The organism is Rhizobium sp. O111, from assembly GCF_055616315.1.
The window spans coordinates 502,272-525,718 of record NZ_JBSHXL010000003.1; the positions used below are offsets into that span (position 1 = coordinate 502,272).

At 59.6% G+C, this 23,447-nt stretch carries 23 protein-coding genes and 2 pseudogenes; 12 read left to right on the forward strand and 13 right to left on the reverse strand.

The features are described 5' to 3' along the window. Window positions 1–1,272: 1,272 nt before the first annotated feature. Window positions 1,273–2,564: pseudogene (locus ACVTFQ_RS28105) on the reverse strand (TadE/TadG family type IV pilus assembly protein). 813 nt (window positions 2,565–3,377) lie between these two features. Between ACVTFQ_RS28105 and ACVTFQ_RS28110 the strand changes: the two are divergent. The 4 genes from ACVTFQ_RS28110 to ACVTFQ_RS28125 all read left to right on the forward strand — a co-directional run bounded on the left by ACVTFQ_RS28110 (window position 3,378) and on the right by ACVTFQ_RS28125 (window position 6,108). After that, entirely contained in the window at window positions 3,378–4,889 is a 1,512-nt protein-coding gene (locus ACVTFQ_RS28110) for a PAS domain S-box protein (RefSeq protein WP_470424321.1), read from the forward strand. A gap of 147 nt (window positions 4,890–5,036) precedes the next feature. Further along, window positions 5,037–5,216 carry a CsbD family protein gene (locus ACVTFQ_RS28115; protein ID WP_111565435.1) on the forward strand — a complete coding sequence of 60 codons (180 nt, stop codon included), beginning with the start codon at window positions 5,037–5,039 and terminating at the stop codon, window positions 5,214–5,216. Between the two features lie 63 nt (window positions 5,217–5,279). Then, entirely contained in the window at window positions 5,280–5,540 is a 261-nt protein-coding gene (locus tag ACVTFQ_RS28120) for a hypothetical protein (RefSeq protein ID WP_111565436.1), read from the forward strand. A gap of 49 nt (window positions 5,541–5,589) precedes the next feature. Then, the gene (locus ACVTFQ_RS28125) at window positions 5,590–6,108 is read left to right on the forward strand and encodes a DUF992 domain-containing protein (protein WP_111565437.1); all 519 of its coding nucleotides are present in this window, start codon (window positions 5,590–5,592) and stop codon (window positions 6,106–6,108) included. 364 nt (window positions 6,109–6,472) lie between these two features. Here ACVTFQ_RS28125 and ACVTFQ_RS28130 read toward each other — a convergent pair whose 3' ends face one another. The 3 genes from ACVTFQ_RS28130 to ACVTFQ_RS28140 all read right to left on the reverse strand — a co-directional run bounded on the left by ACVTFQ_RS28130 (window position 6,473) and on the right by ACVTFQ_RS28140 (window position 7,493). Then, window positions 6,473–6,637: a hypothetical protein gene (locus ACVTFQ_RS28130; RefSeq protein ID WP_313760764.1), complete on the reverse strand. Its 165-nt coding sequence runs from the start codon at window positions 6,635–6,637 to the stop codon at window positions 6,473–6,475. Between the two features lie 10 nt (window positions 6,638–6,647). Further along, window positions 6,648–6,947 carry a DUF982 domain-containing protein gene (locus tag ACVTFQ_RS28135; RefSeq protein ID WP_470424322.1) on the reverse strand — a complete coding sequence of 100 codons (300 nt, stop codon included), beginning with the start codon at window positions 6,945–6,947 and terminating at the stop codon, window positions 6,648–6,650. Window positions 6,948–7,019: 72 nt separating this feature from the next. After that, window positions 7,020–7,493 (reverse strand): Hsp20 family protein, encoded by a 474-nt coding sequence (locus ACVTFQ_RS28140; protein ID WP_112949884.1) that lies wholly within the window; start codon window positions 7,491–7,493, stop codon window positions 7,020–7,022. A gap of 23 nt (window positions 7,494–7,516) precedes the next feature. Here ACVTFQ_RS28140 and ACVTFQ_RS28145 point away from each other — a divergent pair, with 23 nt between their 5' ends. Beyond that, entirely contained in the window at window positions 7,517–7,660 is a 144-nt protein-coding gene (locus ACVTFQ_RS28145) for a hypothetical protein (protein WP_162724622.1), read from the forward strand. Window positions 7,661–8,029: 369 nt separating this feature from the next. On the opposite strand, the gene ACVTFQ_RS28150 is transcribed toward ACVTFQ_RS28145, so the two are convergent. Beyond that, window positions 8,030–8,302 (reverse strand): usg protein, encoded by a 273-nt coding sequence (locus ACVTFQ_RS28150; protein ID WP_470424323.1) that lies wholly within the window; start codon window positions 8,300–8,302, stop codon window positions 8,030–8,032. A gap of 275 nt (window positions 8,303–8,577) precedes the next feature. Between ACVTFQ_RS28150 and groES the strand changes: the two genes are divergently transcribed. From groES to ACVTFQ_RS28175, 5 genes and pseudogenes are all read left to right on the forward strand, one after another. Then, on the forward strand, window positions 8,578–8,892 hold the full coding sequence (gene groES / locus ACVTFQ_RS28155) for a co-chaperone GroES (RefSeq protein ID WP_112437467.1): 315 nt from the start codon (window positions 8,578–8,580) through the stop codon (window positions 8,890–8,892). Window positions 8,893–8,952: 60 nt separating this feature from the next. Next, window positions 8,953–10,581: a chaperonin GroEL gene (groL, locus tag ACVTFQ_RS28160; RefSeq protein WP_470424324.1), complete on the forward strand. Its 1,629-nt coding sequence runs from the start codon at window positions 8,953–8,955 to the stop codon at window positions 10,579–10,581. A gap of 63 nt (window positions 10,582–10,644) precedes the next feature. Next, window positions 10,645–10,881: a hypothetical protein gene (locus ACVTFQ_RS28165; protein WP_111564708.1), complete on the forward strand. Its 237-nt coding sequence runs from the start codon at window positions 10,645–10,647 to the stop codon at window positions 10,879–10,881. A 54-nt stretch (window positions 10,882–10,935) separates the two neighbouring features. Then, the gene (locus ACVTFQ_RS28170) at window positions 10,936–11,343 is read left to right on the forward strand and encodes a hypothetical protein (protein WP_470424325.1); all 408 of its coding nucleotides are present in this window, start codon (window positions 10,936–10,938) and stop codon (window positions 11,341–11,343) included. 24 nt (window positions 11,344–11,367) lie between these two features. Next, window positions 11,368–11,466: pseudogene (locus ACVTFQ_RS28175) on the forward strand (SOS response-associated peptidase); the annotation flags it as partial. A 608-nt stretch (window positions 11,467–12,074) separates the two neighbouring features. On the opposite strand, the gene ACVTFQ_RS28180 reads toward ACVTFQ_RS28175, so the two are convergent. Beyond that, window positions 12,075–12,251, reverse strand: coding sequence for a hypothetical protein (locus tag ACVTFQ_RS28180; protein WP_162718185.1), 177 nt, complete (start codon window positions 12,249–12,251; stop codon window positions 12,075–12,077). Window positions 12,252–12,595: 344 nt separating this feature from the next. Between ACVTFQ_RS28180 and ACVTFQ_RS28185 the strand changes: the two genes are divergently transcribed. Continuing rightward, window positions 12,596–12,868: a hypothetical protein gene (locus tag ACVTFQ_RS28185; protein WP_111564706.1), complete on the forward strand. Its 273-nt coding sequence runs from the start codon at window positions 12,596–12,598 to the stop codon at window positions 12,866–12,868. Window positions 12,869–12,971: 103 nt separating this feature from the next. Here the strand turns inward: ACVTFQ_RS28185 and ACVTFQ_RS28190 are convergent, their stop codons facing one another. From ACVTFQ_RS28190 to ACVTFQ_RS28220, 7 genes are all read right to left on the reverse strand, one after another. Then, window positions 12,972–15,038, reverse strand: a complete 2,067-nt coding sequence (locus tag ACVTFQ_RS28190) for an SUMF1/EgtB/PvdO family nonheme iron enzyme (protein WP_413396856.1) — start codon at window positions 15,036–15,038, stop codon at window positions 12,972–12,974. Further along, on the reverse strand, window positions 15,035–15,418 hold the full coding sequence (locus ACVTFQ_RS28195; protein ID WP_111564704.1) for a VOC family protein: 384 nt from the start codon (window positions 15,416–15,418) through the stop codon (window positions 15,035–15,037). The genes ACVTFQ_RS28190 and ACVTFQ_RS28195 overlap by 4 nt, the downstream gene beginning before the upstream one ends. Window positions 15,419–15,435: 17 nt before the next feature. Next, a complete protein-coding gene (locus ACVTFQ_RS28200) occupies window positions 15,436–16,821 on the reverse strand; it encodes an ABC transporter substrate-binding protein (protein WP_111564703.1) in 1,386 nt (461 codons plus the stop codon). Between the two features lie 8 nt (window positions 16,822–16,829). Further along, window positions 16,830–17,669, reverse strand: a complete 840-nt coding sequence (locus tag ACVTFQ_RS28205; protein ID WP_111564702.1) for an ABC transporter permease — start codon at window positions 17,667–17,669, stop codon at window positions 16,830–16,832. A gap of 5 nt (window positions 17,670–17,674) precedes the next feature. Beyond that, a complete protein-coding gene (locus ACVTFQ_RS28210) occupies window positions 17,675–18,685 on the reverse strand; it encodes an ABC transporter permease (protein ID WP_111564701.1) in 1,011 nt (336 codons plus the stop codon). Window positions 18,686–18,771: 86 nt separating this feature from the next. Further along, window positions 18,772–20,337 (reverse strand): ABC transporter substrate-binding protein, encoded by a 1,566-nt coding sequence (locus ACVTFQ_RS28215; protein ID WP_111564700.1) that lies wholly within the window; start codon window positions 20,335–20,337, stop codon window positions 18,772–18,774. A gap of 240 nt (window positions 20,338–20,577) precedes the next feature. Beyond that, window positions 20,578–21,435, reverse strand: coding sequence for a sulfurtransferase (locus tag ACVTFQ_RS28220; protein WP_162718187.1), 858 nt, complete (start codon window positions 21,433–21,435; stop codon window positions 20,578–20,580). Window positions 21,436–21,625: 190 nt separating this feature from the next. Between ACVTFQ_RS28220 and ACVTFQ_RS28225 the strand changes: the two genes are divergently transcribed. Next, on the forward strand, window positions 21,626–23,428 hold the full coding sequence (locus ACVTFQ_RS28225; protein ID WP_470424326.1) for an ABC transporter ATP-binding protein: 1,803 nt from the start codon (window positions 21,626–21,628) through the stop codon (window positions 23,426–23,428). Window positions 23,429–23,447: the final 19 nt, after the last annotated feature.

Consider the following 23,447-nt stretch of genomic DNA (forward strand, 5'->3'; position numbering starts at 1 on the left):
ATTCAGCGATTGTAGATTCCTTGGCCATTTCTAAGCGGCGCACTCTGCACCTTGCCAATTTAGCGCATGTCTCAAACTCGAAATGCGGCAGAGCATTTGCCTTCAGAAGCATAGCAGTGGCCCAACTGAGAGGTTGGGTGGACAATGCTTGGCACCCGAGACGTGTGAGAAAGGCGAGCGAGAACCCCTGTGAGGTTGAGGAGCTCAACCAGACCCACGGTCTCTACACTTACGTATGATTACGGAAAAGCAAATCATCGTATAGCGATAGGACGGCAACGATGCTGTAACTGACCGGCTCGACTATCGCGAGGTCTTAAATGATGTCGAAATGTCCCGCACCCAGCGGAAACGTATTCCTGAGGCCGCGCCCGTGGTTCAGGTTGTGTCTAAAACTCCATACGCGTCTCAATTCAAGGAATAGGGTATTCATGTTTGACCATGAGCAATTCCACTCGCGCTACGCGAGCTACTCACAGTCAATCGTCGATGCGGTGCAAGACCCACAGGCACTCCACGAAAGCATTTCGGCTAACACATACGCCAGTAGCCAGATGCCGAGTTACCAGCGTTAGGCTCACGAGATGGCGTATGGCCAGTCGACCGAGAAGATCAGGACATAGATTTTGAAAGACAACAGACGTAATATCGACCCACCGTTCGTGACCGATGATGATCCCGATCGGCATGTCCGTTGCGAGGATGCCATCCATTCAGCTATCCGGGCATTGCTTGAGGACGCTGTTCGTGCCGGATGGTCGGAAACCGAGACTTTGCGAGCAATTCAAAGTCTCGCAAGCAGTATCTTGAGCGAGAGGCGTGGTGGCTCGAAGACCATGAGAAATGTTGTTCCTCTACGACGTGGCTAAGGATACTTTTCCCGGGCTCAACCTACACAGTCTCGCAAGCGAATTTTGTTCTGACCCCCTTATCATGACATGACATGACATGACAGGACAGCCTCGCCGGCAGGCGTATTGGTTGCAGGATCCCGTGCCCGCAACCTTTGGCGGCTATTCTTTTCCGACCTTCGTACGTTCTGTATCTTCAACAAGCCTGATGTATGCTGTCCCCTGTTGTGGCTGTACGCGGACTGGGCTCCGTTCCAAGGGGAAAGATTATTGAGGTTTTCCGGCGAATTAACTCGACGAAATATTCGCTTGAGGACATCGGAATAAACACCGCCGTTTATTCGGGTGCCATGAAAGTCTTCGCGCAATCGTTTGCTGACCGACCCATTTTCTCCGGTGTCGGGTCCAATCGATCACCAAGTCACGATGTCAGTCTCGGAGTCCTGATGACTTTCAAGAACAGCGCCTTCATCGCATCCGCGATCCCATCGGTTGGCGTGACCTCAAAGTAAAGCCCAGGAGACGCGCACGCAGCCATTTTCGTTGGTATCTCCGCCTGAAATGGCGCGATCCAGGTGTTGTACCAATTGTTTTTGGGAAGTGGGAGGTATGTGGTATAGAGCACGGCGATCTTCACTCCACGAGCCTTGAGCGGGGCACAGAACGCAGTATCGATCGGCTCCTGGCAACGCCCGCTCGTTGTCTTTTTCGTACAGGTTGACGGCTTGTAGCTATCGCCGACCCCATCCGCCACGAAAAATAGGATCTTTTGAGGATCCGTGGCCGTACTCCCTGTTCCCGCCGTATCAATGATGGCGTTCATCTGGGTAAGGGCCGAGTCAAAGCTCGTGGTTTGGTCGCTGTTGTATCCCTGATATGGGATCGTCATCAGGTCCACGGCATCCGTGTATGACCTAACTGTATCCAAATCGTATGTCGGGCTCGAAATCGTGGTCAGCTTGGCGTCTTCGGCCTTGGTGCCGAAAGTGTAGACACCCATCCTGAACTGGTTGCTCGAACACGATTGGTTTTCGCAGTCGTCGTAAGTTGCTGCGTTGCCTGCCTGACAGTGTCGATACGCATGGTGACGCCGAGCGTCTTGGCTAGGTTATAGTAGCTCTTTGATCCGCTGTTGATGTCGTGACAAGCAAAAGCACATGTGTCAGTTGTGTTGGTCTGCATTTTGGCGACGTCGGCGGCTGTAGCGCCTACGCCCATGGAAGGCGTGTTGTCGATCAAGATATAGAAATCCATGAAACTGGCGGTAAGATACTCGCCAGTCGCGCTGCCCGACATGTCGATGCTTTTCTGACCGAGAACTTGCATGAGCGTGGTCGGCACGGATGTCTTGAAGCTCACCGTGGAAATGACTTTGTTACTCGTTTTCACGATCGACGTATTCACGGTGATTGGAAGAGAAGCCGCCTCCCGCGATAGCTGGCCGGAGAAGATGTCGCGAGCGTCTGACTGGCCGACAGCAATGGCGCCGTCCGATGTCATGGTCATTGCTTGTGTTACCGCCGCCGACTTTTCAGATACCGCGCCGACTGCCGCGGCGTCTGCCGCGGCCAGTAGCTCTGTCCTTATTTCCAATGCATGTGAGTAGTCAATTGCCACGCCAGCCGCTCCGATCACCGGCGCGGCAATGAGCGCGGTGATGATTCCAAAGTTACCTGATCTGTCGCGCAAGAATTTCAAGACAAGGTTGGTCATCGCCCAAGGCCCCAATGCAATGCCCGATCCTTAGCAGCGCCAGTTTAACCCATGGAAAATTAGTCTGGTTAATGCCAACTGAAAGCTACGCCAGGCATGTTAACTCAGCGTACAGGATTGCTCCGTCAAGCCAACTCGGAAGCCCTCTTGATCAGGTCGAAGATGGCGCTGATACGCGCGTCGTGCTGATAGTTGCGGTCGGCCAGGATGCTGCCCATGTCCTCGCTGGCATAGAGCGCGAAGATCTTGAAGTTCGGATCGCGGAAGTGAGCGAGAACTTTCGCACACTGGTCGAGGAAGCCACAGCGGTGAGTGGTGCGTCGGATGACGATTCGATTCAGGCTGGTATTCCCGCCTTCAGGTCACGACTATCCTTTGAACGTCGCCTCCCCTCGTTCACAGAGGCGATAGCTCTAGCAGCAAGCGCTCCGCGTCCTCCCCTCCGCCGGAGCGCGCGGATCCTCGTGGTCCGCTACAGTCCGCCTCCTTCCGCCCGGAGGCGACCTTTCCATGAGCACGTACCACTCCGCGTGCCCACTCGCGCTTAGTTCCAAACGCCCTATATTGCTTGTTTGGACCTGCTGCGCCCCGACCGACCACTAGCTCCCATGTTGAAGGGGGCTAAGTTAAATCGACTCGCCGATCTCACGATTCGACTTGGAGGCTAAGAGAATAAAATCGCGTTGCAGGACAGCTCGTAATCTCCCCGCCAAGGCGAACTCTCGAATTATCCCACAAAACGTCGATCATTCACCCTTTAAATCCTCAGCCGGGACGCAACGTAATGGTCAGCCGATGCAGTTGAGGGACAAAATGAGCGATAATCCTGATCCGCCTAAAATCAACAAGGGCAGCCTCCAAGAACTGATCGGGGGCCTGAGTGATGGTATCATCCTTGTTGAACAGGGTGGACGGATAACCTGGGCAAACGCCGCGGCGATCGCAATGCATCGCGCTAGCAACACCGATGAACTCGGTGGTGACGCAAGAGGATATCGTCGGGCGTTCACCTTGCGGTATCGAAATAATCATCCTCTCGAGGAAGGCCAATATCCGATCGAGAGACTTCTCGCTGGCGAAACAATCGACGATGTGACAGTCGAGGTATCGCCGGCGGCCGATCTTGACATGGTCTGGGTGCACACCGTTCGCACGATGTTCATCACCGACGCTGGCGACAAGCCTGACGCACTGGCCCTGATCATCAGAGATGAGACCCCGCGTTTTGAAGCAGAGGAGCGGTTCGAGCGATCGTTCAATGCCAATCCTGCCCCCGGCCTGATTTGTCGGCTCCACGATCAGCGTTTCATTCGGGTCAACGAGGGATTCCTGGAGATGACGGGCTTCACCAAGGACGATGTCATCGGCAGGACCGTGGAAGCCATCGGTCTATTCTCAAACTGCGAAACCGCGGAAGATGCGCTGTCTAAACTGAACGAGGGGCGGGTGATACGCCACCGCGAAGCCTTGGTTCCGTTGCCCGAAGGTGGCGACCGGCTTGTGATTGTCGCCGGTGAACCTATTTCCGTGGTCGAAGAGCCTTGTATGCTGTTCACCTTTGCCGACCTCGATGCCAGGCGAAAGGCGCAGAACGCACTTCGTCAAAGCGAAGAGCGGTTCTCCAAGTCGTTTCGGCTGTCGCCTGCCCCGGCTGCAATCTCACGGCTCGAAGACTTCGTGTTCACCGAAGCAAACGACGCCTTCCTGGATATCTCGGGTTACAAGCTGACGGAAGTTGTCGGCCGGACTGCTGGCGAGCTCCGGCTTTGGGATGATATTGCCGCCAGACGAGCCGTGGAGCAGAAGCTGCGCGATAACATCTTCGTTCGAAACGAACCCATGCGGCTGAAACAGAAGGACGGTGATTTCGCGGACTGTCTTGTGTCCGCCGAGCGGGTCGAAATCAATGACGAGCAGTGCGTGGTCTGGGCACTGCAGGATGTGACGGAACGCCGGCGCAGCGAGGCTCAACTCGTCGAGGCGATCGAAAGTGTGATGGCCGATACGTCGTGGTTCAGCCGCTCCATTGTAGAGCGCCTCGCGACCCTCAAGCAGGGTTCGACGGTTCCGACGAAAGCGCTGCTGGAGCTCAGCGAACGAGAGCGGGAAATTCTCGGTCTGATCTGTAGCGGGCAAAGCGATGCCGAAATGGGCGAAACGTTGCATCTCTCAAGAAATACCATTCGAAACCACGTCGCTTCCCTTTATGCGAAGATCGGTGTTAACCGCCGGGCGGCCGCGGTCATTTGGGCTCGGGAGCGCGGCTTCACGGCACCCGATCCAAAATCTCGGAAGCGGTCCGAGCGAAGGCCGAGAAAAAAGTGATCTCACCTCCGAAAAAGGTCACGGGATACCAATCGCACTAGTACTTTCAGCTCTGAATTTCTTCCGATCGCGGTTCTATCTCCTTCTTCATGACGCCGAAATACCCGGGGTCAATGATCGAAACACTGTCTAAGGAAAGGCCGCATTATGGATAAGAACCGTATCGAAGGTGCCGCGAAGGAACTTAAGGGCACGATCAAGGAAGTTGCTGGGAAGGTCACTGGCAACGAGAAACTTGAAGCGGAGGGCAAGGTCGACAAGGCCGCTGGCCAGGTGCAGAGCACCGTCGGTAAAGGCAAGGACGCCGTTAAGGATGCGTTGAAGTAAGATTCCGCGATCGACCGGCTCGCCGCGAAGGCGAGCCGTGGTCGTCCAATAAGGATCAACCCGATGCTTTTTCAATCTTTCGCAAGCGCGGCGACCGTCGCGGATCACATTTCGACTATTGAGGCGATCAAGTGCGTTTTGGCGTACACCCATGGCCTGGAAGACTGCCAGATCGAAGTCGAAGTCGTCGACGGCTCCATCATGCTAGCCGGCACGGCGTCGTCGGAAGAAGCCGCATGCGTGGCGAGCGCGATCGCCGCCGACTTCACGTCGAAACCGGTGCTTTGCGGTCTGCGGGTCGCGCCCACATCCAAGCTCGCGTGAAGCCGGTCGTGCGACCTAACACGCTTTAATCTCGAACAAGGAAGAGAAAATGAAGAAGACGCTCATTCTCGCGTTGGCCACCACCCTTGTCTTTGGCTCCGTTGCCACGGCGGCCGATATTCGCCACGGCAAAAGCCAGCATAACGAGAAAGTTGCCTCGCAGCCGAAAGAGCGGCTGGGTACGCTTTCTTGCGAAGTCGCCGGTGGTATTGGCTTACTGATCGGCTCCAGCCGAACGGTTGACTGCCAGTTCAAACAGCGGACCGGCAAGGTCGAACGCTACACCGGTACGATCGGAAAGCTCGGCATCGATGTCGGCGTAACAGGGAAGTCCTATTTGAGCTGGGTCGTGATCAACACCAAGCCGACGACAGTTGGAGAAGGTAGCCTAGCTGGTACTTACGTTGGCGCGTCGGCCGGAGCTTCGGTTGGCCTCGGCCTGGGGGCGAACGCGCTGGTCGGCGGCAACGCCAAGAATTTTGGCCTGCAGCCGCTCAGCGCCGAAGTCGGGACCGGTCTGAATGTCGCGGCCGGCGTATCGAGATTGCAACTGCGCAAGGCAGGTTAGAAATCGGTGATCGTGTAATCCCGATTTATCCGATCGGCTGACGCCTTCGAGGGGCGAGGCCGCTCGCCCCTCTTATCATTGTGGACCCTATGATAGGTAATCGCTAGGCGACAGTGAGAGCCGATACGCATCCACCACCGTCAGCACGTGGTGGATGGCGATGGATATACTTGGAACGCGGCTCGCGCTGTTTTCACCGCCAGCTTGGAGCGAAGCGTCCCTGGGGTGCCATCGAGGTCAATCCCAGGCTGTGCACTCGACAGTAGCGTCGTGATCAAGCTCCCCCGGAGCCGCCCGCACCTCCTCCATTGAGCCTGGCGGGCGTTCCCGGGAGATGCCGCTGCGATAATTGCGAATCCACCGCCTACAAGTCTGGTGCCCAAGCCGCCAGGAAGGCGCGACGATCATCAATCGAGAGAAATGGCGCACGGACGACGTCGATCGGCCGCCGAAGCTGAAGGCCGGGAACGAGAACCACCAGCGCTATCGTCGCGGCTTGGCTGGCGGCCCGTTGCAGTTGACTATGCATGGGTTCCTCCTCACTGGATGTGCGGATCTTGATCCCGCCTCAGGCGAGACGCGGCTATGGCACCCGTTTCCGGCGCCAGCAAATCATGCCTTTCAGCGAATGCCGCGAAAAGGCCGCGCGCCGTTTCGGCCTCGATCTCGCCGCGCAACGCGGCGCCGCAGGCCTTCAAGGCAACAGCATGCGCATTATCCCTCAGCCTCATTGGCCATTCACAAAGATGACGATACGCGTCCGTCGCACTGTGAACCTCGGCCGGAAAACCTAGGCCGACGAGAATGCAAATTGGCTCTCTGAACATATCGGGCTTCATCTCTCTCTCCTTTCCGACCCGCGATGTTGGTGGGTGTCACGGCGCGTGGCGCCCATTAGTGGACAAGCTCGATCACGCCGCTTCCCGCGCCTCGATGTGAGCGGGGCAGGACGAAGTCAGAGCTGGTGAGCCCTGGATCCAAATCTTCCGCGGCTTCAACGCCTCCGGGATCTCACGAACGAGATCGATCGAAAGGAGGCCGTTGCTCAGATCCGCGCCATTCACCCGGACGTGGTCGGCAAGCTCGAAACGATGCTCGAACGGACGTCCGGCAACGCCGCGATGCAGGTAGGCATCGGCGGAGGATTCCTGCTTCTTGCCGCTGACAGTCAGCAGGTTGGACTGAAAAGTGATGTCGAGATCGTCCTGAGCAAACCCGGCCACCGCGATCGAGATGCGGTAACCGTCGTCACCGGTCTTTACGATGTCATAGGGCGGCCAGTCGCTGATCGAGCGGGCGCGCTGAGCGTTTTCGAGAAGATTGAAGACCCGATCGAACCCGATGCTCGAGCGGAACAGGGGGGCGTAGTCGTAAGATGGTCCCATAGCCATATCCTCCTTGAAGCAACATGGGTACGGAAACGCCGAAAGGCGGCGCCTCCAGCAAGGCCAGCTCTGTCCTCAGCAACTGGCTGGAAAATAATTTGGCTTTTGAGAGTTTCGGCTTCAAGATCCGCGGCGCGAAAAATTCCACACCGACCGAAATCGGATGATTTCGGCGTTTATCGCTAGGATTGAGGATAGGCGGGCTCGAACCGGGCCATCATCTCAGATGCTTGCTGAACACGCTCGGCTGCCTCCGGTCTACCGCGTGCAAGCTCGCCAGCATTGACACGCATTGCTTTTGCAATGCTCGCGGACATCGTTGCGAACTTTCCTTACTGGACTAGGGCTTCTTTTGAGGCGGTCTCAAGCCAGCGAGCAAAGTCCACTATGATCCCTTCGCGTTCATCCATGCGACGTTCTTGAGGATATTGATGTTCTCTTCCATAGAGGTGTTACTCCATCGCCTTCGGGGGCACCAAGCTCGGCAGTCCTCGGTGGGTCGAAAAGCGAGGAGGACGAAAATCAAAATCAAGAGTTCAATGGAGCTTGAACTCGCCCTCGACACGGCGCCATTCGTGTGGCCCGATCAGCCGCTGGTGGGAATAGCGGACAGAGTGGAGAGGCCCGTCGAGGTTCGCCTGCCAGAAGCCGAGGAACTTGTGCATCTCCGGAAAATCAGGTTCGAGATCATAGTCCTGCCAGACGTAGGTTTGCAGGACGGATTCGAAGTCGGGAATGCGGTAGAGGATATGCGCGGTGGTCAGCCCGTAGCCGTTGAGCTGACGCTCCAGATCCGACGAGAATTGCATGCTTCATCTCCGTTTCATGACGCTGCGAAGGTGACTTAAAATCTTGCACTCATCAATGGTTTTTTGAATTCGGCGATGCTGTTTATTGTTCCTTTCCAGCATGTTAGCAGCCAACGACGCCGAGTGCTAATTTTTCTTATCGACCCTCTTGAAATCGAAAAATCTCGAAAATAAATTTTGCCCGCCAACGCTCGTTTGAGGTTCGCACCCGCCCGGACTGGTCATCCGGTTCGGTAGGGTTTCAACGTCATCATTTTTGCTCAATGGAGGAAAACATGTCGTTCCGACCACTTCACGATCGCATTCTCGTCCGCCGGGTCGAATCCCAGGAAAAGACCAAGGGCGGCATCATCATCCCCGATACCGCAAAGGAGAAGCCGTCAGAAGGCGAGGTCGTCGCTGTCGGCACTGGCGCGCGTAACGAGGCCGGCCAGATCCAGGCGCTCGACGTCAAGGCTGGCGATCGCATCCTATTCGGCAAATGGTCCGGCACCGAGATCAAGATTAACGGTGAGGACCTGCTGATCATGAAGGAAAGTGATGTCCTAGGCATCATTGACGTTCAAGCCGAGCAGAAGAAGGCGGCCTGACGGGCTGTTTCGTATACCCACCACTATCAGTCAGTAGCTGCCTATTGAGGAGTTAGACAAATGGCTGCGAAAGAAGTCAAATTCCACACCGATGCCCGTGAACGCATGCTGCGTGGGGTCGATGTGCTTGCCAATGCGGTCAAGGTGACCCTCGGCCCAAAGGGGCGCAACGTCGTGATCGACAAGTCCTTTGGCGCACCGCGCATCACCAAGGACGGCGTATCCGTTGCCAAGGAAATCGAGCTCGAAGACAAATTCGAGAACATGGGCGCCCAGATGCTGCGAGAAGTGGCATCAAAGACCAATGATCTTGCCGGCGACGGCACCACGACCGCGACCGTGCTCGCCCAGGCGATCGTCAAGGAAGGCGCCAAGGCTGTCGCTTCGGGCATGAACCCGATGGACCTCAAGCGCGGCATCGACATCGCCGTCGACGCCGTCGTTAGGGAACTGAAGACCAACGCCCGCAAGATCACCAGCAATTCCGAGATCGCCCAGGTCGGCACGATCTCGGCGAACGGCGATGAAGAGATCGGCCGTTACCTCGCCGAGGCGATGGAAAAAGTCGGCAATGAGGGTGTGATCACCGTCGAGGAGGCCAAGACGGCGGAGACGGAGCTCGAGGTTGTCGAAGGTATGCAGTTCGATCGCGGCTACCTCAGCCCCTACTTCGTCACCAACCAGGACAAGATGCGGGTCGAACTCGAGGATCCCTACATCCTGATCCACGAGAAGAAGCTTTCGAACCTACAGGCCATGCTTCCGGTCCTGGAAGCAGTGGTGAAGTCAGGCAAGCCACTTCTGATCATCGCGGAAGACGTCGAAGGCGAAGCCCTAGCGACCCTGGTCGTCAACAAGCTGCGCGGCGGGCTTAAGATCGCCGCCGTCAAGGCGCCGGGCTTCGGCGACCGCCGCAAGGCGATGCTGGAAGACATCGCCGTCCTGACTGGCGGCACTGTTATATCCGAGGATGTCGGCATCAAGCTCGAAAACGTCACGCTGAACATGCTGGGCCGTGCCAAGAAGGTGGCAATCGAAAAGGAAAACACCACCATCATCGATGGCGTCGGCTCCAAGGCCGAAATTGATGGTCGCGTCGCGCAGATCCGGGCGCAGATCGAGGAGACCAGCTCCGATTACGACCGCGAGAAGCTGCAGGAACGCCTTGCCAAGCTAGCCGGTGGCGTTGCTGTCATCCGGGTCGGCGGTTCGACGGAAGTTGAAGTGAAGGAGAAGAAGGACCGAGTCGACGACGCCCTGCATGCAACCCGGGCCGCCGTCGAGGAAGGCATCCTTCCGGGCGGCGGTGTTGCATTGCTTCGCGCGGTGAATGCACTCCACGGTCTGCCAACCGCCAACGACGATCAGCGCGTCGGGATTGACATCGTCCGAAGGGCGATCGAGGCTCCCATCAGGCAGATCGCGGAAAACGCCGGCGCCGAGGGATCGATCGTGGTTGGAAAGCTGCGGGAAAAGAGCGAGCTGTCATATGGCTGGAATGCGCAGACCGGTGAGTATGGCGATCTCTACGCGCAGGGCGTCATTGATCCGGCAAAGGTTGTGCGCACCGCGCTCCAAGACGCGGCATCCGTTGCCGGCCTGCTCGTGACGACGGAAGCGATGATCGCTGAAAAGCCTAGGAAGGACACCGCTCCTGCTCTGCCGGCCGGCGCTGGCATGGACTTCTAAGCAGGCGATTGGGAAGGCTCGCCCTAGCCTCTCGGGGCGAGCCTTCGATTAGGAGGTGGAAGAATGGCTCAAGCAATAACAAAACCTTCGTCGACGTCTTTCGACAGCCGTGATCTTGCGGTCTGTCAGCGGGTTTTCGATGACATTCGATCGAGAACTGGAGTCATTAAGCAATCCGAAGAAGCAGAACGGATGGCGGCCATCACAGTGGAATTGTACAGGCAAGGTGTTCACGAACCGAGCCATCTAAAAACAATGGTCGAGGCCGCGAGAGGCCTCTTCGATCACCGGGCGCTCTAACCACAGGCGCCAAATGCAACCAAACATCGACCTGGCATCAAACGGGGTCAAGCTATGAGAAAGGAACGATTGGAAAATTCGATACCGGAGAAGGCGGCAGCGGCCATCAGCGCCGCGCACCTTCTTCATCCGGCGAAACATTTTGGCCATCCGCGTGAGGTCCTTGCTGCGGTTGAGATTGGCAAAGATGAAAAACGCGCCCTCCTCGCGTCGTGGGCTTCCGATATGTTTGCGATCGAGTCCACGCCCGGTCTCCGGCTGTATCATAGCGCGGATAAAGCCGTCACCTATGACGAGATCATCGACGCGCTAAAAAGCTTGGACGAAAACGATCAGCAGGTTGGAGAGGAGGGCCTGGCGAGATCGACCCTTCGCCGCAGCCCGCGATCGCGCCGATTCAGCGGCCTCGGCCTGTGCAGATATCGCAAAGGTGACCGCCGCCGACAGCTTTTGGGTTTCTAGACATTCCATCTGACGGCCGCGTACCTCCCGAATGACGCGCTCATCAGTTCTTCACGCAAACGGTACGGATCCACGATCGTGTCGAAATCCGGAGAGCCGGTGGAACAGGGTACCCTGCTTTGACGTCTGATCTCCGAACATGAATCTGTCGGAAACGAAAAAGCCTGCCGCGGGAGGAGGTGCGGCAGGCTTTTCAAAAGAATTGAACAACGGCTGGGAGGAGGAATGCCGCCGTTCCGTCAGGCGCCCCTTGGGAGGAGGAGTGGGTCGCCTGAACACGAAGCTATGCGGGAGGAAGTGCATTACTTCGATGCCCTAAAGATACCAGAGACTGCCCCGATCGCTAGCGTTCAGATCGCAATGCAGCCATGCGCATGTTGCAATGCAATGAAAACTTTCTGCTCATTTTTGGTCCATTATTTATGATGTAGGCGCAGCTTTCTGCGTACTCGGCTCGATGCCGAGAACGGATTCGATCACCTTGGCGGATGACGTTTCGCACCACTTCAGCATCGGGCCAGATCCAGCAAATCGATAGAGGTTGAAGCTGATAATATCTTTTCCGCCAAGCTCCTGGCCATAAAGCCAAGTCCGTTTTCCATCCCGCGATCGCCTGACGGTCACGCTCTATGCTCGACCGCCAAAATTTCCGTCAACATAGTCGTCGAGTAGTATCGCAAACGCGGCTTCAAATGAGGCAGGAACAGAAGAAAGCTCTTCTCGGCTGGAGGTCAGGGGCGCCAGGCATTCATCACAAATCCCACAGCCATCTCATCCATGCTCGATGCCGGGCGCAACTTTTGACAGCAGGGACAGGTTGTTGCGTCCGATGTGCAGTTGTCTTCTCGTTCCGGCGGAAGAATTTCGATACCGACTTCCAACAGCATATCGGCCGCGCTTTGATTCATGGCGATGCTCCAACTCAGGCCCACACCAGAGATAGTGAGCATCGGCGACTGCACAAGTCGGCAGGTTGCTATCGGAGAGAGCCGATCCCAGCAATAGCGTCGAGCAGCTTTCTTGACGATCTCCTTCCGACCTTGTTCATTCCCCCGGGTTCAAGCCCGCAAGCGCCTTTCAGATCAAAGTTTCCATCGACGAGATCCAGCCGGCGGTCTGGTGTCGGTTGATCCTGCCATCGATTGGACTCCTCGGCGAAGCCAAATTTGAAGAGGCGGGGGCTGCCACTTCAGGCAGTCGGTTATAGGCTTGCCGCGGTATCCGAGCGCGACATTGATATTTCGAACTGCGGGTGGCTGAGAACAGCGACATCCATCCCGGCCAGCAATCCACCTGGCGAAGTTTTACCCGTGTCGCATCTGACGAGGTCGACTTCCTAAATGTCGAGATCGTCATGCTCGGCCGCCTGCATGGCATAGCGGCACCATATAACGGCACCGTCCAGCACATCGCCGGACAGCTTGCGCAAAGGGAAGATTTTTCGAACCCGCTTCCTCTCGAAGGCATCCTGTCGCTTGTGAGCAGCAGCCGATGGCGTGGAGTTGAGCTTGCCGTGGCACGCTGAGTGGTGCTGGCTTAGGTTGCGGACCACGAGCTCCGGCTCACACACTTCAGCCGCACGTAGCTCATGAGGAACTGTTACGGGCATACGGACCACCTACTCAACCTCAGGCTCGTGCGACCACGATCCTGAAGCCATTGCCCCGCCAAAAACCGTCCGGTTCCAGGCTCCCGCGATAGGTGCAGCAGGCCTTAAGCTTGCCGCTGGAGAAACAACCGCCGCGCAGCACACGACGGATGGATGGTCCTGCATCCGGCGCCTCGCGGCCGTCGCCGGCGTAGGGGTATTTGTAATGCGGCGTTGCCATGTCATCGCCCCAAAGCGTCGTCGTCCACTCCCAGACCTGACCCGTCATGTCATAGCAGCCGTATGGTGACTTGCCCTTCGGGAATAGGCCGACGGCACAGGTGGTGTTGAACCCGGCCTCCTCGGAATTGGAGGCGTCGTCCCGCCATTCTGTTCCCCAGGGATAGACGATCTTTTCGGGCCTATTATCGGGCTGATCGCCGCGCGCCGCGCGCTCCCATTCCGGCTCCGTCGGCAGGCGCACGGCTTCGTCCGGCGAGATGCGTCCCTCGGCACGCCAGCGTTCGGTTAGCCAGTCGCAATAGGCGCGCGCATCGCGCCAAGTCAGATCCGTCGCAGGTGCGTTGCGGCGATCCTCGGCAAAGCCGTCAGGGCTACGCCAAAGGCGGTTGGTCTCTTCGATGAAGCCGCCATAGTCGCGGTTCGTGACGAGGTAGATGCCGATCTTGAACGCACCGACCGTCAATGGATGCGGCGGCGCTGAATTCGGATGCGTGTCTGAGCCGAAGGTTAAGTTTCCCGAGGGAACTTCGGCCAGCGCCTGCAGGTCACGCGGATCGCCCCAACGCGAGAGGATACGGGCCGCCTGTTCCCGTTGCGGCGCCGATAGCATTCCGTCAGCCACGATGGCGAGCAGATGTGCTGCAATACAGCCGCGAAGTGCGCTGGTCTCGGTCACAAGGTCGGCGGCAAGGAGCGCGCCGCGCAGGACGTCGTCGCCCTCGCCAGCCAGCAACGCTCCGATGAGCAGGTCAGCGGCCTCTGTGCCGGAAAGACGGTTGGCAAGGCCCCGCAGAACCGGTGCCCAGAGCACCGGGTGCGTCTGGAACGGCAGCACGGCCTTGTCGGCTGGCTCCGATGCCAGATGCCGCGCCGCCAGCAATTGGCGCACGCGGGTGACGGGAAACAGCGCGGGATCGTTGTTCTTTCCACTGAGCGCATCGAATGCCAGGCCGCAGAGGAGGCTAGCCGTCTTCTCGTCCCCGGCGATCCGCGCCACCCAGCGATCGGTAATCGCTTCGGCGGTCTTACCGGCGTCCCCGGCCGACATCGCCATGGCAAACTGCGCCGGGTTGCCGGCCGCCGCACCAAGCGCAACGTTTGACTGGACAAGGTCGAGCCCCGCCAGTCGGGCAGCCGCATCCATACGCTGGGTTTTCAGGAGCGGCAAGAGATCGTAGCGGACGCAGTCCGCCGGCAGCGGCCAGCTCTTGACGCTGGAGCTCTCGCCGAGCGCCAGCAACCGCACCCGAGGATGGGTCTTCTGGAACGTCAGCGCCTCGGCGAGCAGACGCGGACCTTCCGCGCCAGCGGCTTCGATTGCATCGAGGATGACAAGAATGGTGATACCGGCGTCCGCGAGCGCCTGATCGTCAAACACCGCGCGGGTGCCGGTCTGTTCGAGCAGATCGCCGAATGTCTGCGGACCGGTGACGGTCATGTAGACAGGAATGACATTATCGAGGTCCCAGCGCTCCTCATGCACGGCTCCAAGATCGTTTCGCGGTACCGGCCGTGGCCGCAAGGCCGATGCGCCCACGGACAGCCGGGAAGCAAGGTTGCGGGCGAAGCTCGTCTTGCCGCTGCCGGTCTCGCCGGTCAGGATGATCGCCGGATTGTCGCGAACCATCTCCAGCGCCGTAAAATGGACTGGTGGCTCGGGTTCAGCCTGATCCTTGAGCTTGCGCAGCCCCTTCGCGTCTTTGTCCTCGAAGGTGAAGTTGACCAGTAGCGGGATGTAGCCCGTCGCGAGATCCGCCACGGAGCCATCAGGCAAGCCAAGCAGCGGCACCTGACCAAAGGCCTTCGCTTCCGCAAGGATAGCGTCAAACGCGGGGTCGAGCAGCGTTTTGTTCGGGGTGGTCATTGAAACAGCTTTGCAACGTCGGGATTGTGGAAACGCTGGATCTCGATCGCGTAGCCGGCCGGATCCTCGAAGAAGAAATGCTCGCAGAATCGGCCGCGCAGCATCTCGGACTGTCCGGCGACGCCGGCTTCCTTCAGCCGCGAATGCCAGCCTTCGACATCCTGCGAAACGATCGTCAGCAGCACCGCGCTCTTTTCCTGATGCTTCAGATGGCCGCGATTGCCATCGACGATGCCGAAATAGCAGTTCTCGGCGATGCGATAGATGCGCGCCAAGCCCTGGTCGAGAACGAGTTCGAAGCCGAGCGTCTGTTCGTAGAACGGGACCACGGCATGGATGTCGTCATAGTAGAAGAAGGTGATCGAATAGTCGTTTTTCATGGTCTGTCCTCACAGGCTCAGGCGATGCTCAAGGTGCCCTTGTGATCGATGGATAGGCCGGCAATCTCCTTGCGCGCGGCGAAGACATCGACCGGATGCACGAGGTAGAGCCAGGGCGGATTGGCGTTGAGATGGGTCAGGCACGCCGCATAGGCAGCCTCGCGAGCCGCAGGCTCGACGGCGGCATTGGCCGCTGCGATCAGGCGTTCGGCCTCGGCGTCGTCATAGCCCTGCCACCACACGGCCTTGGTGATGCTGGAAATCTTGTCGTTCAAGATGCGGTAGGTGCTGTGCGGCGAGGAATCGAAGATTGCGAGATCCCCCATCTCCTTGCGGCCGATCTGGCGCGCATATTCCGGCCGGTCGGTCTCGATCTCGATTTCCACCTCGAAGCCGACGGCCTCCAGCGATGCCGCCACCAACCGGCTGACCTCGGGTGCGCGCTCCGGCATGAAGGTCGGTGTGCGCAGCTTGACGCGCTTGCTGCCCTCCACCTCACTAAGCAGTGCGCGCGCGCGCGCGGGATCATAGGGGATCGGAAACAGGCCGGCGCTCGCCATGCCGAGATGATAGGGGCTGACGATGCTCGATGAGGGCACGGCGAGGCCGTGGAAAATCTCGTCCGCGATGCGGGCGGTGTCGACCGCGAGATTGGCCGCAAGCCGCGCTTCAGGCGAGCGGAAGACGCCCGCCTGGCAATTGAGATAGAACATCACCGACAGCGTATTGACCGCCTTGCCCCACTGGAAGCGGTCGCCCATCTCAAGACGTTCATCGACGCGCTCGAGATTGAGGGCGGCGTCCACCGCGCCTGACGTCAGCATCTCAAGACGCTTGTCGGCGGAGGGTTCGACGATGGCAACGATCTCGCGCGGCTCGGCATGCCCGGCGACACGCTCAAGCACGGCTTTCGCCTTGGGCTCGAACGAGCGAACGCGAAATGGCCCGGTCCCGAGGATCGGCTGCCCATTGGGCGCTAAGCGGCAGATGTAGAACTCGGAGAAAATGTCGAGAATATCGGCGAAGGCATGGGGGTTGCGGACAACGACGGTGGTGTCGCCTTCGGCAGTGATGACGGCATCGGCGAGATAGCGCGCGTAGGACCACTTCATCCCGAACGTATCGACCGCTTCGAGAATTCCGTCGATGAACGCGATGACATCTCCCGCGACGCAGGGCTTCCCGTCATGAAAGGTCGCGCCCTCGCGGATCGAAAACCGCCACTCGCGGCCTTCGTCGCTATGCGTCCAATCGGAAAACAGCGCCGGCAGCACCTGTCCGTCGTGCCACTTCAACAGCGGCTCGAACACCAGGTTCTTCAGCGTCAGCACGCTGGTATCGTCTGTCACCCGCGTCGGCGGCAGGAAATCGACCTTCTCGAGGCTGATCGTCAGTGTGGACATTATAGGCCTCAGTCGAGTTCGCTGCGTCGGCGTGGATTGAACCAGTCCGCAAGGGAATCGCCGATCAGATTGAAGGACAACACGGCAAGCAGGATCGCCATGCCGGGCGCCAGGGCCACCCAGGCGGCACCACGCACGAATTGTAGGTTGGCCGACACATCCGCGCCCCACTCCGCCATCGGCGGCTGGGCGCCGAGGCCGAGGAAACCGAGGCTCGCGGTCTGCAGGATGGCGCTGCCGAGCGCCAGCGTCGATTGCACCAGGAGCGGCCCGAGGCCGTTCAGAAACACATAGCGGAAAAGCACGCGCGGCGTCGGCAGGCCGAGCGAGATCGCGGCTTCCACATAGGGTTTCACCGAGATGCTGAGCGCCTGGCTGCGGGCGACGCGGGCGAACTGCGGCGCCAGCGTGATCGCCACGGCGAGCATCGCGTTCTCAAGGCTCGGGCCGAAGGCCGCCGCGAGCGCAATCGCCAGCACCAGCGCCGGAAACGCCAGGATCGCATCGACGATGCGCATGATGACGCTATCCGTCCACCCACCGGCGAAACCGGCGAGCATGCCGAACGAGACACCGACGACGAAGGCGATCGCGACGACGCCGACCCCGATCGCAAGCGTCGCACGGCCGCCATGCATGATGCGGGTGAAGACGTCGCGGCCGAAGGCATCGGTGCCGAGCCAGTGGCTGAAGCTCGGCGCGGCAAGCTTGTGCAGCACGTCTAGCTTGGTCGGCGAATAGGGCGTGATCATTGGCCCGAAGACGATCACCAGCACGAGAGCGAGCAGGATGAGGCTGCCGGCCATGGCCAGCGTGTTCTTGCGCAGGAAGCTGAAAAACTCTGACATCGCGTTCACTTCATCTTCTTGCGGACGCGCGGATCAAGAACGCCGTGGAGGACGTCGACCACGATCGAGGTGAAAACGAATAGCAGCGCAAAGACCAGCGTCGTGCCCTGGATGACGGGATAGTCGCGGTTCTTGATCGCCTCGAACATGTAGCGCCCAATCCCCGGCCAGGCGAAGATGGTCTCCGTCAGGATGGCGCCGCCGAGCATCTCGGCGAATTTCAGGCCGATGACGGTGATCGCCGGCAAAAGCGAGTTGCGCAGCCCGTGATGGATGATCACGTCGCCGCGTCGTAGCCCCTTGGCCTTGGCGGTTCGGATGAAATCCTCGCCCATCACTTCGAGCATGGTGTTGCGCACGAAGCGACCGAGCGTGGCGGCAAGGAAAGCGGCGAGGACGGCGGTGGGCAGGATCAGGTGCTGCAGCGCGCTCAGCGCCGCCGCCCAATTGCCGGTGATCACGCCGTCGAGGATGGCGAAGCCGGTGACCGGTTCGGCAACGATGAAGGAGCTCATGCGACCGGAGACCGGCAACCAGCCGAGATAGGTGCCGAAGACCAGCTGCAGGATTAGCGCCAGCAGGAAGGCGGGCATGGAAACGCCGACCAGCGAGACGACGCGGGTCGCATGGTCGAAGACGGAATTGGGACGGGTGGCCGACAGAACGCCGATCGGGATGCCGATGATGACGGCGACGATGACGGCGAGCACCGAGAGCTCGATGGTGGCCGGCAGCCGCAGCAGGATTTCATGCGCGACCGGTTGGCCGGTCTTCAGCGAGATGCCGAAATCACCCTGCAGCAGGCCGCCGACATAATTCAGAAACTGGATCGGAAACGGCTGGTCGAGATCGAGCTGCGCCCGCAGCGCATCGATCTGCGCCTGCGTCGCTCCGGGTCCGAGAAGTGTCACGGCCGGATCGCCGGGAATGAAGCGCACCAGCGAAAAGACGATGACCAGCACGATACACATGACGGGTATCAACGCGATCAATCGGCGCAAGATGAAGGTCGCCATGCCCAGTTCTACTCACATCCTAGGGAAAGAACCCGCGGCGGCGAACCGCTGCGGATCGATTTTTCGTCAGTAAGGCGCGATGCGCCTCACTTCTTGGACACGCCCCAATACTCGTTGAGCGGAGGCGCGCTGTTGACCACCAAGCCCTCGACATTGGCGCGGGTGAAGACGATGAGCTTCGGGCTGAACAGATAGGCGCCCGGCACGCGCTTGACGATCTCTTCCTGCACCTGCTGATAGAGCGCCTTGCGGGCATCCATGTCGACCGTCTGCTGCGCCTTCAAGATCAGGTCGTCAAGCGCCTTGTCCTGAGGCATGCGGAAGGTCATCGCGGTGTCGGCGAGCGACGAGAGATAGCCGATGGTGATATGCGCGTCGGGATCGTTGTACCAGGGCTGGCGACCATCCAGTGCGGCGTCGAACTGGCCGACTGTCTGCAGCGCGCGGTAGGCCGGGAATTCGGTCTGCTCGATCGTTGCCGTGATGCCGATATCGGCGAGATTGGCTTGCACGAAGGTAGCGACGGCACCCCACAGCGGACCCTGGAAGCTGTAGAGCTTCAGGTTGATGGTGGAGGGATCGACGCCGGCTTCGGAGAGAAGGTTCTTTGCGAGCTCCGGATCGTAAGCGGGTGCCATGTCCTTGATCTTCGGATCGAACGCCCAGCTGTTCGAGGTCAGCGGACCGTAGACGCGTTCGGCCGTGCCGCCGAATACGCCGGTCAGCAGGCCGTCATAGTCGATGGCATGCGCAACCGCCTCGCGGACCTTGATATTGGCGAAGGGGCCATCCTTCTTGCTGTTGTTGAATTCCAGCTGGCGAATGATCTGGCTGGACGCCTCGATGATCTTGACGTCCTTGTTGGACTTCAGCGCTTCGATATCCTCGGCCGCGATGGCCGAGAGCTGGCCCTGCTGCTGCACGACGTCGACACCGCCGCTTTCGAGTTCCAGGCGCCGCGTCGAGGCATCGGGAATGACACGGTAGATGATGCGCGAGAGCTTGGGCGCGCCACGGAAGTAGTCGGGGTTGGCTTCAAGCACGACATTGGTATCGGCCTGCGCGCTCTTGAAGGAGAACGGCCCGGTGCCGACAGGATTGGCCGCGAACTTGTCGCCGTACTTCGCGACGGCAGCCGGGCTGACGATCGCCGACTGCGGCTGCGCCAGGATCGACAGGAATGCCGGATAGGGCTCGGAGAGCGTGATCTTGACCTCGGTCGGCGATACGACCGCGATATCCTTGATGAGGTCGAAGGTCGCCTTGACGTAGGAGTTGGTGGCCTTGGTGCGCTCCAGCGAGAACTTCACGGCGGCCGCATCGAATGGGGTGCCGTCCTGGAACTTCACGCCATCGCGCAGCTTGAAATCGAATTCCTTGCCGTCGGCCGAAACGGTCCAGTTGTTGGCGAGCCGGCCCTCGAGCTGCTTGAAATCGGGCGCGGTCCAGGCGACCAGCGTGTCGAACACGTTGAGAATGATCTCACTGCCGATCGGTTCGGCCTTGTTGGTGCCGGGCTCGAGGCTTACGGGATCGGAAGGAACGGCAACGACCAGCGTCTTCAATTGCTCGTCGCTCTGGGCATGCGCCGATCCGGAAAAGATCGGCAAGGCGACCAAGGCCGCGGCGGCAAGTCCTTTAAGCAGTTTCATTCGCACGACCCTTTCATGGTCTGGCCGGGACGCGTTCAACGTCGCCCGAGCCTCTCATTGTCAGCCTATCAAGGCCTTCCCCTTCTGATATTCCACGAAATATATCATTGCTTTTCCGGCTGTAAAGCCTTGGCTGCAAGCGTTTTGAACAAGTAGCGAATATGGCCTATTTATTGTGCATTTGCGAAAAGATTATTCCGCATAGCAGCATTCATGCGAAAAATTCAGGCCACCCACAGCTCACACAGGGTCGGCTCCCATTATGACCGGCCGCGACGGATCGCTCACCCAGGCCGACCACGATCCGGGATACATCGCCGCATCGATGCCGATCGACGCCAGCGCCAGCACCGTGTGCGCGGCAGACATCCCGGCACCGCAATAGACGCCCACCGGCTTCCGCCCATCGGCGCCGAGCGCGCGATACATCTCCTTCAGCGTCGCCGTATCGGTAAAGTTGCCGTAATCGGTGACGTTGTCGGGCGCCGGCGCGCTGAGCGCATACGGGATATGCCCGCGTGGCGGCTGGCCGGGAAGCGACGCGCCGCCGATGTAGTTCGGACGGATACGGGCATCCAGGAGCACGCCATCGACGGCGAGACGCAGCGCCTCATCCGGCCCGATTTCGCTCATGTGACCTGAAGTCAGCGTGACATCGCTTGGCGTTGGATGAGAAACCGCTTCGGTGACGGGAAGGCCGGCGGTCAACCAGACTGGGAAGCCGCCGTCAAGCACCCGCACGTCAGGAAGACCGGCCCAGCGTAACACCCACCAGGCCCGCGCCGCCGTCATGCCGCGATCGGCGTCATAGATGACGATCGTGCTCTCGCGGCGCAGCCCCCAGGCGCGCGCCTTGGCCTGCAGCACCGCGATATCGGGCAAAGGCCGCTGCCCGCCCTCGACGGTCGCCGGCGATTGGAAATCCTCATAGGCTTGCGTATCGATCGCACCCTCGATGCGCGCCCCCTTGAAAGAAGCCTGGCCGGTATAGGGATTGATCGAGTGAACCGCGATCACGGTCACATCGGCGCCCGATGCGCGCATCTTCTGCAGCTGAGTAGGGGTGAGCAAAACGGTCTGGCGCTGCGCGTCTGTCATGTCGGTCTCCGATCGATCCGGTGAGGCACCTGTCTGCATCTATGTCAGCGGCAGATTTGTCGATTGGGAACAAGATCGCAAGTTTAAAATATCTTACGTGATATTCCACGAGGTATTTTTATTGACATTTGTCCATTGACGCGTTGCAATATCGACCTGCCAGCTTTGCCGTCACCCGGAGTATCCGCGCTTGACAGTCCTTTCGGTCGAAAATCTCACCACGTCCTTCCGCAGAAATGGCGCGTGGACGCCTGTCGTCAACGACGTGAGCTTCAGCATCGCGGCGGGCGAGACGGTCGCGATCGTCGGCGAATCCGGCTCGGGAAAAAGCGTCACCGCAATGTCGATCATGCGGCTGCTGCCGGAGCGCACGTCGCGGGTATCAGGCAAGATCACGCTCGGCGGCACCGACATCCTGTCGCTGCCGGAGCGGCAGATGCAGGACGTGCGCGGCAACGACATCGCCATGATCTTCCAGGAACCCATGACCTCGCTCAACCCGGTCCTGACGGTCGGGCGCCAGATCGCCGAGGCAATTATCCGCCATCGCGGCTGCTCGAAAAAGGAAGCACGCGCCGAGGCCGTGCGCCTGCTCGAGCGCGTGAGAATTCCGGCCGCAGCAAGCCGATACGACGAATATCTGCACCAGCTCTCCGGCGGCATGCTCCAGCGTGTGATGATCGCGATGGCGCTCGCCTGCCGGCCCAAGCTGCTGATTGCTGACGAGCCGACCACCGCACTCGACGTCACCGTCCAGGCGGAGATCCTGCAGCTCATCAAGTCGCTGCAGGACGAGGAGAACATGGCCGTTCTCTTCATCACCCACGACATGGGCGTCGTCGCCGAAATAGCCGACCGCACGGTGGTGATGTTCCGTTCGCGCGCGCTGGAGATCGGCAAGACCGAACAGATTTTCAAAGCGCCCGCCAATGTCTACACCAAGGCGCTGCTGTCGGCCGTTCCGAGGCTGGGCTCGATGGACGGCCGCGCCTTTCCGGCCACGCTGCCGCTGACGGATACGGACACGGGCGTTGCCTCGCCGGAACGCGAGATCGCCGGCACCGTCGAAACCGGCAAGCGCCCTATCCTTGAGGTCCGCAATCTCGTCACCCGTTTCGACATCAAGTCGGGGCTTTTCGGGCGGGTCAGCGGCCGCGTGCATGCCGTCGAAAACGTCTCCTTCGATATCCATGAGGGGGAAACGCTCTCGCTGGTCGGCGAATCCGGATGCGGAAAGTCGACCACCGGTCGCTCCGTGTTGCGCCTCATCGAGCCCGTCAGCGGTTCCATTCATATCGACGGCCAGGATATCAGAGCGCTCGACCAAGCAAAGCTTACGAAGCAGCGCCAGCATATGCAGATGATCTTCCAGGACCCATTTTCGAGCCTCAATCCCCGCATGCGCGTCGGTGATGCCATCATGGAGCCAATGATCACGCATGGCCTCGCGACAGCGAAGGAGGCGCGCGAAAAGGTGGCGGATCTGATGGTGCGCGTCGGCCTGCAGGCCGATATGGCGCGGCGCTTTCCGCATGAATTCTCGGGCGGACAGCGACAGCGTATCAGCATCGCCCGCGCGCTCACCCTCAATCCCGGTCTGATCGTCGCCGACGAGGCGGTCTCCGCACTCGACGTATCGATCAAGGCGCAGGTCGTGAATCTGATGATGGAGCTGCAGGAGCAGCTGAAGATCGCCTACCTCTTCATCAGCCACGACATGGCCATCGTCGAGCGTGTCAGCCATCGCGTCGCGGTCATGTATCTCGGCGAGATCGTCGAAATCGGCACGCGCGAGCAGATTTTCAGCAATCCGCAACACGGCTATACACGCAAGCTCTTGAGCGCGGTTCCGATCGCCGATCCGGCCCGCCGTCACATCCGCCGCGCGACACCCGGCGGCGAGATCGGCAGCGCCATCAGGCCCGCCGACTACCAGCCGCCTGTCGCCCGCTATGACGAACCGGCGCCCGGCCACCTCGTCAAGGTCGCCTGACGCGACGACGGGCGCCGAC